This window comes from Candidatus Zixiibacteriota bacterium (assembly GCA_019038695.1).
GTDB lineage: Bacteria > Zixibacteria > MSB-5A5 > GN15 > FEB-12 > B120-G9.
Window position 1 is genome coordinate 64,608 of sequence record JAHOYZ010000028.1, and the last position, 15,293, is coordinate 79,900.

General features: G+C 50.5%; 11 protein-coding genes. 4 read left to right on the forward strand and 7 right to left on the reverse strand.

All coding sequences use genetic code 11. The features are described from left to right. Positions 1-236: 236 nt before the first annotated feature. Together KOO62_10350 and KOO62_10355 are read right to left on the reverse strand one after the other, a co-directional pair. Positions 237-2,486 (reverse strand): sigma 54-interacting transcriptional regulator, encoded by a 2,250-nt coding sequence (locus KOO62_10350; protein ID MBU8934393.1) that lies wholly within the window; start codon positions 2,484-2,486, stop codon positions 237-239. A 12-nt stretch (positions 2,487-2,498) separates the two neighbouring features. Further along, positions 2,499-2,864, reverse strand: coding sequence for a hypothetical protein (locus KOO62_10355; protein MBU8934394.1), 366 nt, complete (start codon positions 2,862-2,864; stop codon positions 2,499-2,501). Between the two features lie 306 nt (positions 2,865-3,170). On the opposite strand from KOO62_10355, the gene KOO62_10360 reads away from it, so the two are divergent. Further along, a complete protein-coding gene (locus KOO62_10360; GenBank protein ID MBU8934395.1) occupies positions 3,171-4,361 on the forward strand; it encodes a VCBS repeat-containing protein in 1,191 nt (396 codons plus the stop codon). A gap of 168 nt (positions 4,362-4,529) precedes the next feature. Next, positions 4,530-5,924: a hypothetical protein gene (locus KOO62_10365; GenBank protein MBU8934396.1), complete on the forward strand. Its 1,395-nt coding sequence runs from the start codon at positions 4,530-4,532 to the stop codon at positions 5,922-5,924. Between the two features lie 181 nt (positions 5,925-6,105). Here the strand turns inward: KOO62_10365 and KOO62_10370 are convergent, their stop codons facing one another. Further along, positions 6,106-7,620, reverse strand: a complete 1,515-nt coding sequence (locus KOO62_10370; protein ID MBU8934397.1) for a carboxypeptidase M32 — start codon at positions 7,618-7,620, stop codon at positions 6,106-6,108. Positions 7,621-7,937: 317 nt separating this feature from the next. On the opposite strand from KOO62_10370, the gene KOO62_10375 reads away from it, so the two are divergent. Beyond that, positions 7,938-8,291: a GYD domain-containing protein gene (locus KOO62_10375; GenBank protein ID MBU8934398.1), complete on the forward strand. Its 354-nt coding sequence runs from the start codon at positions 7,938-7,940 to the stop codon at positions 8,289-8,291. An 81-nt stretch (positions 8,292-8,372) separates the two neighbouring features. Then, entirely contained in the window at positions 8,373-9,887 is a 1,515-nt protein-coding gene (locus tag KOO62_10380; GenBank protein MBU8934399.1) for a hypothetical protein, read from the forward strand. A 26-nt stretch (positions 9,888-9,913) separates the two neighbouring features. Here KOO62_10380 and KOO62_10385 read toward each other — a convergent pair whose 3' ends face one another. The 4 genes from KOO62_10385 to KOO62_10400 form a co-directional block, all read right to left on the reverse strand. Continuing rightward, positions 9,914-11,074, reverse strand: a complete 1,161-nt coding sequence (locus KOO62_10385) for a hypothetical protein (GenBank protein ID MBU8934400.1) — start codon at positions 11,072-11,074, stop codon at positions 9,914-9,916. A gap of 283 nt (positions 11,075-11,357) precedes the next feature. Next, the gene (locus KOO62_10390; protein MBU8934401.1) at positions 11,358-12,896 is read right to left on the reverse strand and encodes an OmpA family protein; all 1,539 of its coding nucleotides are present in this window, start codon (positions 12,894-12,896) and stop codon (positions 11,358-11,360) included. Between the two features lie 250 nt (positions 12,897-13,146). Next, positions 13,147-13,932 carry an electron transfer flavoprotein subunit beta/FixA family protein gene (locus KOO62_10395; GenBank protein MBU8934402.1) on the reverse strand — a complete coding sequence of 262 codons (786 nt, stop codon included), beginning with the start codon at positions 13,930-13,932 and terminating at the stop codon, positions 13,147-13,149. A 482-nt stretch (positions 13,933-14,414) separates the two neighbouring features. Next, positions 14,415-15,293 (reverse strand): hypothetical protein (locus tag KOO62_10400; protein MBU8934403.1); only part of this gene is annotated, 879 nt, incomplete at its 5' end.

Sequence of the window (15,293 nt, forward strand, 5' to 3'; positions counted from 1 at the left end):
GGCCATACGGACACTGTAAGAGGTTACCATTTGCAGTTCGTACGATTGTACGAGAGGGAGAACAAAGAAAAGCGGTAAGTGCATGATAATCACACACTTACCGCCACCAAGGAATATATGTTCACCTTCGTGCCAAAGCACGACAGGTTCATTATGTACAATGCTCACGCGCCTAATGCGACAACAGAGCTGCCGACATTATTATAACGCTATGAACAGACTCAGCGATCAGCCGTTCAGTTAACGACACCTCCTTCACAGGAAATCCCGTATCTCTTTAGTTTGGTGCGAACGGTTGCCTCGTGAATCCCGAGTATCCGAGCCGCTCTGGATTTGTTGCCGCCCGATGCAAGCAACGCCTCATTTATGAGCCTCCGTTCGAATTGCTCTACGCGCTCAAATAGAGATTTCTCACCCCGAGGTTGGTCTGCGGAAAAAATCGACCGCGACAACTCGATGAGGTCTCCTTCGGTTACCATCGCCGCCATCACTTCCAATCGTTTGATCTTGTTGACCAACTCGCGGACGTTTCCGGGCCAGTCATACTTGACAAACAGATGAACCAGTTCTGTCGGTATTTTCCCGTCATCAGTCAGACTGCATTGGCTCAGGAAGTGATTTAGCAATAACGGGATATCCTCTTTTCGTCGTTTGAGCGACGGAATGTGGAAGCTAATTCCGCTGATTCGATAGAACAAATCACGACGGAAACTCCCTTTCTCAACCATCAGTTCCAGATTCTGGTTGGTTGCCGACACTAGCAGGATGTCCAGTTTGATCTCAGTAGTGGACCCGATTGGGATTACCCGACGAGTTTCCAGAACGCCAAGCAGCTTACTCTGCAACGAGAGTGGCAGGTCACCTATCTCGTCGAGATAAAGCACTCCGCCGTTGGCCGAGGTCAGCAATCCCGGTTTGTCCTTGTCAGCACCCGTAAAAGCACCCTTGTGATAGCCGAACAACTCGGATTCAAGCAGAGTTTCGGGTATTGAAGCGCAGTTTACCGCCACAAAGGGACCATCGGGTCGGACCACGGAACGGAAATACCGCGCCATGTGATCCTTGCCGGTGCCAGTCTGACCGGTGAGCATCATCGGTAGATTCGAACGGCCGATTAGCGACAGCTGTTTTTTAAAGCTCTCGATCTCCGGGCAGGAAGTGAGAAACTCTGCCTTGCCGGCATTGCTGGTCGGTGCCTGATTGAGCTTATTTTGGTCGAGATCAGAATCTGTATCGGCGATCAGTCGCTGGATACGATCGACAACGTTGGTGATACCATCACGTCGATAAAACTCCTCAGCCCGGAAGAGATAGGTCAGTCGCTGACGCCGGGTGAATACTTTCGTCCGACCAGCGGCAATCAGAGTCTCCGCCTGAGCCACGCAAATACCGGATTCTGCCAACAGATCAAGCGATCTGCCATAATGATTGCGTGCATCCGACTCGTTGTCCTGAATCTCGGCAACCTGAGCTCTCAGACGCCAGAGCGCGCCAACTTCTTCGGTCACACCAGCCTTGTCCATAATGACCATAGCCCGCGCCACATAGCGCTGCGCCATCGGTAAGTTGCTCGACAAAACGGCAACTTCGGCCAGATGCCTGAGCACACGACCGGTCAGAGTGGTCTCCGGATCGATCTTCTCGGTTATTGCCAAGGCCTGTTCAAGAATATCCCTAGCCGCACCTAATTCGCCGGAGCGATATTTCAGTTCGCCAAGATAAGTCAGGTACATAACCTCATCGCGACGACAGTCGCATTGAACCAGTTGCTCACGAGCATTGTTGAGAGCGATTTCTGCGTCATCGAATCGGTCAGTCAGAATGTGAACATAGCCCAGCGACATATAAGCCCGGGGCAGCTCCTGAGTCTGACCGAGTTCTTCCGATAGTTCGATATTGATCTGCAAGTGACTACAGGCTTTTTCAAAATCTCCTACAAATGTGTGAATACGACCAATGTTACCCATCATGAAGGCCAGCTTGTGGCGATCATTGAGTCGACGGGCAATGTCTACTGCATCCATAAGGACGGTCAGAGCTTGGCTGAAGTCCGACTGCTTAAAAAACAGTCCGGCTAACAGGTTGAGCGCCCGACTCTGTCCCTCGGGACAGTCATTCCTGCGGAAAATTGATTCCGCATCACGAAAGGCCTTTTCCGCTTCCCTTAGTTCTCCCAGGTTGCGTAGTATCCCCCCGATTACTACAAAAGTTTCCGCCAATTCACGGCTGTCGCCAAACTCCGCCTGGAGAGTTTGAGCCGTTCGGGCGGTTCGCAACGCAACCGGGTAATCTGCGAGGGAAGCATAGGCCGTGGCGGCGAGACGCATAACTAGCGCCGCGCCCGGGCCGCCAGCACAGTCCAGTTCACTACGATTGTCCTCGTAGCAACTGATTGCGCTGGCGAAATCCCGCGAGGTAATCAATGACTCAAGATAGTGAGCCATTGCCTCGTGTATTCCACTGGCATTGTTTTCCATTTTCCTCATCGCGTGTTACCCTTAATTACTGGAAGTTGTGGTCGCGGATTGTCCAATCTCCTCGTTCAAAGTACCGGTCTCCCCGGAAATATCATCTGAAATAGTGATATCATCTTTGGGGTCATCAACGAACCAGATATTGATGATGAATTTCCACAGGAAAACATCATAGATGTTATTGCCTGCGATACAACCAAGTTCGCCTCCCCCGGATGAGGAAATTATGACCGAACCTCCATCCCAGACACTCTCACCACCCCACGGGTGGTCGTCGCCAGTTCCGTCAATTGCTCTGTATCCTTGAGGATTCTGACGCGCTTCGGTATTACCGAGCGGAATTGCAATTAGTATCAGCACTACGGCCAATACAAAGATCAGTTGCTTCATCACATACTCCTTGGTTTAGAAATGCATGAACATATTTATCTTGTACAAAAACAGTCGGGGTTCGGGGTATAAGTCAGGTGGGGTTAGAATACTTAGTACCTCCACAGTACGATAAGGCATAACTACCATGCTGTCAACCTCTTTCTCTAATTCCGGAGCGAGTGGTTGTACAACTCCATGACAAACAATCTTGCATCAAAAAAGGTCAACGGCTAAGTTCAATACGAACCGAGTCTTGCTATGAGCACCCGGTAATCATACATGTGTAGTCCAAATCGTTGGACTCTGACACAGAAAGATTGCGATATGCGAACGATCTGTATTTTCATGATAGCAGCAACAGCTCTTGCAATGGTAACACTGCTTTCGTGTGGAAGTGGTGATGGTAGCGACAATAATGACGTTATTGGCGGTGGCAACGGCGGGAACCCAATAGATCCGGACCAGATTCATCCCGGAAACGGGATTTTCCCAATTGCAGTCAGCTACGCGACGGCCAAGTACCCGTTATCTGTCTTTGCCTCTGATTTTAACGGCGATGGTGACAAAGATCTCGCTGTAGCGAGCGAACTGGGAAACAGCGTTACGATCCTGGACAATTCCGGAAATGGGACGTTTGCCTCCGGCTTCAACGTTATGGCCGGGAAAAAAGCATACTCGGTTTTTATGTCTGATCTCGACGGTGACGGTGACAGTGACTTGGCTGTCGCAAACAAGGAGAGCGACAACGTATCGATCCTAACCGGTGATGGTGATGGAACATTTGCCGTGGCTGTTAATTACCATGCGGGAAACAGTGCCTGCTGTATTGTCGGTGGTGACCTTGACGGTGATGGAGATATCGACCTGGCCGTCGCCAATTATGATTCCGACAACGTATCTATTTTGATGAACGATGGCGATGCAACATTCGCGAGCGCGGTCAACTACGGAGTTGGTGATTACCCTTACTCCGTCGCCATCTCTGATCTGGACGGCGATGGTGACCTTGATCTGGCATCGCCCTGCTGGGGAGACGACAAAGTTTCTGTGTTGAAAAACAACGGTGACGGAACCTTCGCTCCGGCAGCGAAGTTTGACACCGGGACCGATCCCTTCTCTATCTGTGCCGCTGATCTTGATGGTGATGGAGATATCGACCTGGCCACCGCCAGTTACGGCTATACTGTGAATGATGTATCGGTCCTAAAGAACAACGGAGATGCAACTTTTGGTGCGGCCGTGAATTACGAAACCGGAGACAACCCACAATTCATTTGTGCTGCTGATCTTGACGGCGACAAAGATATTGATCTGGTGGTAGCTAATAAGGATTCCAATGACATATCAGTTCTGAAGAACAACAGTAATGGAACATTTTCAGCCGCTGTCAACTACAACGCAGGCAATGGACCAAGTGGCGTGTTCGCTTCGGACCTGGATGGTGATGGAGATTTGGATCTGGCCGTCGCCAATGCTTTGGCCGATAGCGTCTCAATCCTTATGAATGAAAAGTAGCCAGCTGAGTATTGTAGTTCTCTTAAGTAAGGTAGGAGCACTGCGCACCTGCCGGCTGAAATGTCCAGTGTTATGGCAAGGGAGCCAAGGGGTGAGTCGTATTGGAATGTGCGTTCCGGATTACAAATGGGCTATTGCCATACTCGATTACTCAATGGATATTACTGGATGCAAATTGGTTACATTATGAAAATCACTACTGGATTCTTAGTCGCAATTATCGGGCTGGTTGCCGGGCTATCAGTGTTGGGGTGCTGGCAGTCAGATGAAGAAATCGCTCTTCGCAAATTCCCCTACCCATACCGGGCTGCTCTGTCTATTTGCTCGGATATTGACCGAACCACAAGCATCGAAAAATTCCTTGAAATACAGGAGTTCCTAAATTCGGACAAGGTAACAGCATATGGCTCAGGGCTTGGTCTCGACATCGGTAACTCGTTTTGGTTCTACAATCAATACTACCAGAAGCGAATGGAATTGCCTGCCTCTGATTCCTTGTCTGGGGAGGAAGCTACTTTTGATCCCAATCTGGGGATCTCGCTGTTTGTCGGAACTAGTGATAGTTTGTGGTCGCACGCAGGTACTATGGTGAGCCTCATAAGATCCGGTCACCTTGATTGCCTGCACAGTTATGGGCATTTCCAAGAAAACGGGTTCAGTCGTGAGCTGGCCATTCAAGCGATTGACCTGTTCGAAAGCGAGTCACTTGCCGTCGATGTATTCATCAATCATGGGGCTGAGGAAAACCAGAACAATATTGGCGAGGCGTCATGGTTCCTCGGAGATAACCCTTCAACGGACATTTATCATGCCGACCTGACGGTCTCGATGGGCATCAAGTTCCTGTGGCGTGGACACTTATCCCACTGCATCGGTCAGGATGGATGTTTCTCGATTGTTAACTTGGCCAAGCAGGGCTATGAGTTCATACAAGACCTGATGTACACAGAACAGAGCTACCCACACGATAATAAACTGGTTCACGTTTGCGAACTTGATGATGGTCAGAAAGTTTTTGAATTTGTACGTTACAATAATCCCTGGGGTAAGTACTCCAACGCTAACGAGGAATTTTTCGCACATCAGCTCGGCCCGGATCAGGTTGATGACCTCGTTGAAAAACAGGGCTATATGATCTTCTACACGCATTTGGGAACCAATCCACATCAACCATATCTGTCACCGTCAACAGTAGATGCTTTGCGATACATAGAGGAGAAGCATGATCGGGGAGAGCTCCTGGTCGCAACGACCTCACAATTATTGAACTACTATGTCAACCAGAAACACCTATTCTGGCGAGAGGAAAACAGGCACGGTAGCTTGCACATAATGATCGATAGTATCGCTAATGAAGTAGAGGGATCCTATGTACCGAGCCACAAGGATCTTGCCGGAATAACTTTCTACGTTCCCGAAGATTGTGACGTAGTTCTGAGCGTAAACGGTGAACCTGTTCCGTTTGTGCGAAATGTAAAAGACCAGACCGGCAAAGAATCAGTTTCGATACCCTGGCGACGATTGGCGTTCCCTGATTCTGAGACACCGTTACCGCAGAACTGATGGAAGTAGAGACCGTCTTCAAACCTGTCATCCCAAGAGAGCATTGGCAGGTTTATGGCAAAACACTTACCGATTCCAATCAAGGCAGCCGTCGAAATATTCGACTTCTACAAAGATGATATTCGCAACGAGTACAGGTACGCGGCAGACATAAAAGTCTGCCGCGCATCTATTCTTACATTTAGAATCCGTAGATCTCACCATACTTGGTGTTCATATAGTCGATCAATGGTTTGTGATCCAGCGGTTTGCCGGTGACTTTCTTGCACAAGTCCCGTGCCCGATAGCGCTGACCATGAATGTGAATGTTCTCAAGCAACCACTGCCGCAGGTTTGTAAACTCGCCGCGCTCGAACTGCTGATCCAGGTCAGACATATCCTGTTTGGCCTTGTCAAAGAAACAGGCGCTGTACAAATTGCCCAGAGTGTAAGTCGGGAAATACCCTACTAACCCCGCCGACCAATGGACATCCTGAAGGCAACCATTGGAGTCCTTGTCGACTTCGATACCAAAGTATTTCTTGAAACGACTGTTCCATTCACCAGGTAAATCGGCCGGTTTGAGATCGCCGGTCAGGAGTACCCGCTCCAACTCGAAGCGGAGAAGAATGTGCAGATTGTATGTAGCTTCATCGGCCTCGACGCGGATAAACGACGGCGTGACATTGTTGATAGCGCCATAGAAATCATCGAGCGAAACACCGGCCAGGGATTTCCTGAACAGTCGTTGTGCTTGCGGCAGGAAGTATTTCCAGAATGATTTGGAGCGACCTACCTGGTTCTCCCACATACGCGACTGTGACTCATGGATACCCAGCGAAACCGCCTCGCCCATTGGCAGGCCGAAATTGTTGGCCTTGTCCAGTCCAGCTTCATAAAGACCGTGCCCAGCTTCGTGCATAGTGCCAAACAGGGCATCGTTGAGACGATTGGGATTGTAACGAGTGAGAATACGCGTATCGCCGTAACCAATGCCGGTGCAGAACGGATGGGTCGTTATGTCCAGCCGCCCGGTGTTAAAGTCGAAGCCCATCGCCGCCGCCACCGATTCACCAAAGATCTTCTGAAGATTGACGTCATACTCGCGCTCGACAATCGACACATCAGGTTTTTTTGGGGCGTCTTTGACCTTTTTCAACATAGTAACCAATTCGTTGCGCAGATTCTTAAAAACATCTACGATGTCGTCAACTGTCGCGCCCGGTTCGTAATCATCCAGCAGAGCATTGTATGGTTCCCCTTCGTAGCCATAGGCTTCCGCTTTCCTCTTCTCCAGAGCGAGCACCTTTTCCAGCCACGGCAGGAAAATCTTGAAATCGGATTTGGCTCGGGCATTTACCCAATGTTCGTTAGCAAGAGCGGTCGTCTTGGTGATCTCTTCCACCAAATCGGTTGGCAGTTTGGTTTGTTTGTCGTATTGCCAGCGCAGTTCACGAATATTGGCTGCCTCAGGAGAGGTGGCATCCTTCACAATATCCGATTGTTCCAATTCGGAGATCAACTCGCCCACTTTTGGGTCGGTGAACTGAGTGTGGGTCAAGTTCGATAGCAGACCAAGTTGGTCGGCGCGTAGAGCTGCGCCACCGGCTGGCATAAAGGTGTGCTGATCCCAGTACAGTATTGAGCCTGTGGAGCCAAGCAATGAAATTTTCTTACATCGCTCGACCAGTTCATCGTACGAAGCTTTTGCTGACATCTCTTTACTCCAATATGATTGAGGATTTTGCGCTCAAGGCGTTTCAATCCGGTTTTTCGATCCAACTGCCAAGATAGTCAAAAGGCGGCTTACAGGCAATACGCTATACGGAATCAATTGTTGCTCCCAAAGAAAATACTCTACAAATCCCTGTTCATGTATTATATTGATATGGTAAGCACAACACCGCTCCACAGCTGAATCCACATTCCTGAGCCGACATCCCGACGCGTGCCAACCAGACATGACGGGCAGAGTTCCGCCATGACCACCGGGAATCTCTGCCTATTAAGATAACCTACCGTCAGGAGGAAGCTATGAGAACGTTTGTGCTAATGTCAAAGCTGGCGCCACACGGACCAAGTCTGATTGATGTAGCCGCCAAAGTCAAGGAGGGCGCGAGCACGGGTCGACAATGGGTTGAACGGGTCACTCAGACTTGCCCGGAAGTGAAGTTTCTGGCCCACTATGCGCTGCTGGGTTCTTATGACTTCATGGACATTTATGAAGCACCCGACGAAGAATCAGCCGCCAAAGTGTCTATGATTTGCGCTGCCGACGGAACCTTCAATGCCGAAAGCTGGACCGCCATTCCCGACAAGCGGATTGCTCAGATTGCCAAAGAAATCGATAAGCCGGAGTTCTCTCCCGACTATCACTCAGGCGCGTGACGACACGATAGCTGATGACGAGCAACGACCGATGCTGAGTTCTTGCTTGGCATCGACGAAAAACATCGCCATCATTGATGGATGATGAGACCCGATACTATCTACTCGGCTGCTGTGCGGCTGAGTCATTTCGCCGCTATCATACTGGTACTTGCTACCGGCTTGACCGGCTTGCGTCTGGCATGGCTAAGTGAGGGGCGACTTTCGTCGACTATGGCAGGTGTTGTTGATCTACTGGTTCCGTCGGGTACGATTCATCAATGGCACTTGTACTTCGGGCTGACTCTGGCGGCTGTCGGTTTGTTCCATCTTCTGTATTCAGCACTGTCGGGCGAAAGAAGACGTCTGGTTGGTCTATTCTATGTTGGTCCCTATTCGCTTCTGAAAAAAATCACTTACCTGGGCGGCTTTGGTGTGGGGTTGGTCGCTATTCTCACCGGTATCTCAATTCATGCCGGTCTTTATGCTGGACCGGACGGCTATCTGTTCAACTCAGTCATTCATAGCTGGTGCGCTCGACTGTTGCTCTTGTTTGCGGCAGGGCATCTAATAGAAGTAGTGATCAATAAGGATACGAGAATCAATGCCATCTTTTTGGCCCGGCCATTCGCCGGGAGTTGGTCACCAAGAGTCGCACTAATAACCACGATAATCTGCCTTGTAGTGACAGGGACGATTTCTGTCGCTCTGGATAGCCCAACCACTCTTCGGTGCCACTCTCGCAATCGGGGCATTGTCATTGACGGACGCGTATCTGATATCGAATGGTATGGCGTCGATTCAATTGTCGTGCAAACCAGCGGAGGAGCCAACTTTCAAGTAGGGACAGCCGCGGTCACAATCAAAGCTTTTCATAATCTCCAGAGAGTCTACTTCCTCGTCCGTTGGAATGATGCTACCCCATCATTCAATCGCCACCTCATCAAGGATGGTGACCAGTGGTGCGAGGAAGTTTCGGAGTACGCTGATCGTTTTGGAGAGGCGATCTATTCGGAAGATCAACTCGGGCTGTTTTGGTTTCGCGATCCGGGCGGCTGTGCGGCTACATGCCATGTCGGCGAGGGCGACCGGATGGGATTGCACTACACTGATAACGACACCATTGACGGGTGGCAGTGGATGGCGGTCAGTACCAACCCGGCGCTGGAAGCTGATGATCGCTGGTGGGGACTGCGCGATAATGATTCGACTGGCGGACGTCATACCGACAATAAGGCAGCTGGAGGATACGTTTCCAATCTCAACCGGGACTGGAAACAACCGTATTTTCTTCCAACCCATCGCGCAGTGCGCGATTGGATATGGCTCGGCTCCTCTGGTTACGAAGCCTACGCCGATAGTCTGGATATCTTTGTGTCCGGTGATCGGGTGCCGGCGGTTTTAGTAGCTCCAACTACCGGTGGCCGTGGGGATGTAACGGCACGAGGAATCTGGCATAACGGTGTATGGACAGTGGAAATATCTCGTCTTCTCGCAGCCGAATCACCGCATGATATATCCCTGCGCGGTGAGCTGTTTCTGGGAGTGGCCTTGTTTGATAATGCTCAATCCCATCACTCATATCATCTCCGCCCGATAAAGGTCGTGGTGGAATGATGCTTGTATGAGGACGCAGCCGTCAATCAGTGCCCAGAATGGTCAAGATATGGTGCAATCACTCCCCATTCAGCAGCCGTGAAACCCTCTCGGACAAACGGCCCATCGTCCGGAGGAGCTTGAATTGCAATAGGTCGATTGAAAGGACGAATCAATAGCAATTGCCTCATGATACTTGTTGGCTGCGGCAGGATCGCCAGATCAATCAATGAGTTCACATCCTGTGGATATACGCCATAGTACGGAGCATCGTCCAGCAATGGAACCCAGTAGGTTACAAAGTCGTCAATCTCTCTACCAACAAACCCAAGATTTGTGAGGAGCGTTCGGAACTCCAATTCCAATCTGTCAGTGGTCAGCATCCAGCCGGCATCGGTATTGAAATCACAGGGCAGAAGTGCCTCATAGAATAAGTAATCGTAGGTGTCATCAATGATCCCGTCCGGCGACACCTCTACGTTCCAGCCCATATTATAGGGCGGTTCCGACTCGGTAACATGACCTCCATTGGGAAAGGACAGAGTTACCGCAACCTGTGCCTCAGTCTCAGGATAGAGGTAGAGATTGGGGGCCATGGCTTGCTGGGGCTCTATGTATGACAGATCTTCGTAGTCAGTTCCTCCCCCGTTGCTGAGATCAAGTACATAGGACACCCCTTCGCACATGAACTCGCACGTGTAGTCTCCAAGTGGAAGATCACCAACGCCGTAGCGTCCCTGTTCATCGGTTGTAATTGATTTGCGGAGGCGTCCTGGGCCATGCAGCTCCATCGTCTTGTTGGCATGATAGCTATCCGCAAAAAAACCCTGTACGCCAAATATCACTCCGGTCATAGATCGTGGGTATCCGGCTACCGAATCCAGGTCGACCGAAATCATCTCCCCCTTCTCGCAGAAATACAACTCTGTGTAGTAGTCGTCGGCCACAGCATAAATGTAGTATTGTGCCGAGTCATAATATGGGTTGGATTCGTAAACATCAATGACAACATCACCCTCAGTAGGCAAGATCATCGAATCGAGAAGTGTCCCCCACCCATTTGAATAAATTGAAAGCTTGATATCGGTCGCAACCCCAGGCACTGGCTTTGGTTGTCCGCCCTGGCTATTTGTTCCGTTGTCATCACAGCCGAGCATGCACGCGGCTACCAGGACCAGGATCAGCAAGATCGTGATTGGCTTCAACATGAATCACCTCCCATTGTGTCGTGCAACTCAGCGACATCGGGTGTTCCTACTCCCCTCACTCCGGTACCCACTATCAAACTCAGTATACAGATTTACAGATCCGGTAGCAAGCTATGGGGCAATGTCACCCTACCAGGCTATGCCTGTGATCAGAGTCGAAGGCTAACGGCAAACCCGGCCCAAACGAATTTGAGCCGGGTATGCGACGAAACGTCTATTAGTTCCGGAATTGTAGCCGCCGCCACGTAATGGCGATAGCGATGTTTTTCAATAACCTCTTAGCTTAGAACTGACGGATTACTTCGATCTCAACCCTTCGGTTCATACGGCGACCAGCGGCAGTGCCATTATCGCCGATCCAGTATTGCGGGTCTTCACCCAAACCCACAGTCTCCATACGGTCGGCGGCAATTTCTTTGCTGACCAGGTACTTCTTCACTGTCTCAGCACGGTTGGTGGAGAGCATCAGATTGTACTGCTCCGAATTGAGCGAATCGGTATAGCCGCGAATCTCTATACGGAAATACGGATATGCTTTCAAAGATACTGCAACACTGTCGAGTATGGCATGTGCCTCCGGGCTGATAGTATACACATCCGAGGCATACTTCACCTCGCCGTAGAGCATCAGCGTCTCTTCCAACTTTGAAGCCGTGGGACAACCAACTGAGTCAACTTCCACACCCGCCGGTGTGTCGGGACAACGGTCGCTCATGTCTGGCACACCGTCTTTGTCGCTATCAACAGGGCAACCATCGGCATCTACAGTCACACCGAGTGGAGTGTCAGGACACTTATCAGTCAAATCCGGTACGCCATCACGATCGCTGTCGATCGGGCAACCGGTCTCGTCTATTTCGGTTCCGAGGGGAGTGTTCGGGCACTGGTCAATACCATCAAAAACACCGTCCTGATCAGTATCAAGGGGACATCCTTTGACGTCAACAGTGGCACCAAGAGGAGTGCCGGGACAGACATCAAGTCCATCGTAAACACCATCCTGATCTTCATCCAGAGGGCAACCATCTTTGTCGACCAAAGCTCCCAGGGGAGTATCCGGGCATTTGTCAGCCTTGTCTTTAACGCCATCCTTGTCTGCGTCGGGCGAGACATCAAAGAGATAATAGGTTAGTCCAATCGAGGGTTCCATGTAGGCCTTGAAGGGACGATCTTTCCAGCGACGCCAGGTGCTGGGACCATATTCGCCGGACGGCATATCGGACGTCAATCTAAACAGGCCATAGCTAAGCAACAGCTGACCATCAATATTCAGGCGTTCGCTCAACCAGTAGCCGACGCCGCCACCAAACTTGAGGCCGATATCATTTATTGTGGCCACCTTCGGTTTTGAGCCGCCCACGACCAAGCGCCGATTGACCCGCCAGTTATCCCAGCCAAGCCCGGCTGTAAGGTAGGGTTGCGTCTTCTGGTCATAGCGGAAGTAGTAATTCCCGGTCAGGCTGTAGAGCATCCCTTCTATCCGCGCAAAGGCATCATCCGAACCGTTGAAACTAAACGACTGATCACTGGTGGCGGTACTGTCGTCGTAGCTTGAGGCATAGTGAATCGAGAAATCGACAGCGATCCGCTCGGTCAACCCCAAACGGGCATGAGCGCCGAGGTCCCAACCCATTCCAAAGGGTTCGTACTTCGTGTCAAACAGTGTGAAATCGGACCCCTCAAACATTGGAATAATCAACGGTCCCCGTACCCCGACGCCAAACTTGGACTCCCAGTCATAAGTTCTCTGTGCCGACAGCGCTAACACTGCCGAAACCAGAACCAGCACTGCTACCATGACTACCATTTTGGATGTCTTCAAAATGAGCCTCCCAAATCGTTTTGAAGCCGAGATTTCGATCGACATCACAGCCGCCGGGCCATGAGTGACGACCAAATCCTCAAGCCTGTATATTTCTCTCCTCGCTATCGAGCCAAATATATGTCATAAAACTAGTTTTGACAATATGGAAGTTGAGGATGCGACAGTACATTACACAAGAGCAGGAATGTTGCAATCTCGTCCTTCTCCTGCCGAAAGTTCACCAGTGGCGTGGTTCGCTCTGAATTACCTATATAACCTGATTGTCTCGCAGCTTGGTGAACAACTTACCCGCTATTTCTTCCGGCGTCTCACCTTCGATCAGTTCGCCTTTAGGGCGCGGTGGCGGGGGTGCTACTTTGGTTGTCTTGGTACCCGAGTTAGCACCAATGTCGCTGCCATCGAGACCCAAATCAGCCGCCGACCATTTGGTTATCGGCTTTTTCTTGGCGGCCATCTTGCCCTTCAAAGATGGTAACCGTGGTTCGTTGATTTCCTTGACTACCGACAGAACCGCCGGTGTGTTCAGCTCAACCACGTCGTAACCGTTCTCGGTCGTGCGATAGACCACTGCCTTACCGTCACCAACCGACTCAACTTTTTTGACAAACATTGCCTGCGGGATGTCAAGGTGGCCGGCCACTGCGCCGGGAACCTGGGCCGAATCGGAATCAACTGCTTGTTTTCCGGCCATGACCAGATCGTAAGCATCGAGCTTTTTGACTCCAGCCGCCAGAATCTTCCCCAGAGCCTGTTGATCCGAACCTTCGAACGCATCATCGACAAGCAAATAAGCCTCATCCACACCAAGAGCAAGACAGTTGCGCAGGGCGGACTCGGTCCGATCTGTCCCGACCGACATTACCATAACTTTGCCACCATGCTGCTCCTTAAGGCGCAAGCCTTCCTCGACAGCGTATTCGTCCATTGGATTCACAGTCCCCGGTCCCTGCGGGAGAACCACTTCATTAGCAGCTTCATCAACTTTTATGAGAGCGATCTCGGGAACTTGCTTGATAAGAATTACAATATCCATACTGACTCCAGAGTCTTGTTTCAATATTCACTATATTGGGCGGGAATATCAGCAATCGAGTAGTGATTGTCAAGGGCGGTTGGTGGTCGATGTTGGGAAGAAAAGAATCATATCTCTCGCATGCGGAACTAGCTTTTGGTCTTCTATGGGGGGATTGCTCTGGGAATATTAAATCCGGACGTTATTCTGACAACCGTCCGAATCAGACAAAAAAAATGGGCAGGATTATTGCTAATCCTGCCCAACGCAGGGCTGTCTCGGTAAGAGACAGAGGGGGGTCTTTAAGAATCTGTATTCTTTCTAACACCAGTATAACACTTGAAGTTCCCAATGCAAGAGAAAAATCACAGAATAATTGAAAAAAAGGTGAATTCTGACTTTTTTCTCAAAGAAAGACCCCGACCCCCGTTGCTAAGGAGGTCGGGATATGACATCCGGCGATTCACTGAGCGGATGCCTCAGTCACGCGGGGATAATTTTGGTCAAAAGCCTTCATTTTCGTCACTAACATCTACAGTCGCATCGTTGCACCGCAGTTTCCAGCGACCCTGGAAAAACCCGTTTGAATCCTCGGGTGAGCTTCCGAAACGTCCCTTTAGCACACCAATTTCTATACGATTGGCATTAAATATCTTACCTGAGAACCAGCCTCGTCCTTTTCCAAAGGCGTGGCCGTTGGCGTGATAATTGGGATGGGGACCATAGAGACCCTTGAGGAATCCCTCGAATTCTCCTGAGGACGATATCCACTTGCCGAAGAACACCTTAAGCCCATCAGAGTTCTCTCCGAAAGTTCCCCTGAGGTAGCCGTCAATGCGACCCCGTTTGGTCATCCATATGCCTCGAAAAACTCCTTCGCCTTCCTCATTAAATCCCCATTTTCCGGCCAGAAAACCTCGCGGGCAAGGGCGATGGTCAAGCTTGAAAGCATGGAACGCTACTACGTTGGAATCATCCAGAAGGATAATCGTGTCCAGCGTAATCAGCTCCTCCATCGAGAAAACACGACTGTACGGACCCGTCTCAAAAGTCAACGTAACCGGCTCCAGCTCCGGATAGACTGTATCAACGACCGTAACCCAGGTAGTGTCATCAAAACTATTGACTTCGGGAATCAGCGTAGTGTCAAAAGTTGGATTCGGACGTGGTACAAACAGGTCCACGGCGATTCCGTCATTATGCACAGTCGTCAGGGACTGCCATTCGATTAGCTTAATGTCGGTGCGTTCGAGAATAAAATCCTGCCCCGGCTCAAAACGGATAACTCTCCGAATAATCTCCGCGCCGCGACTGATAGTCAACGACCCGGTCCAATCAGTCACTTCCGTCACGGTAGAATCATAGCACAGCCTGCCCCATAC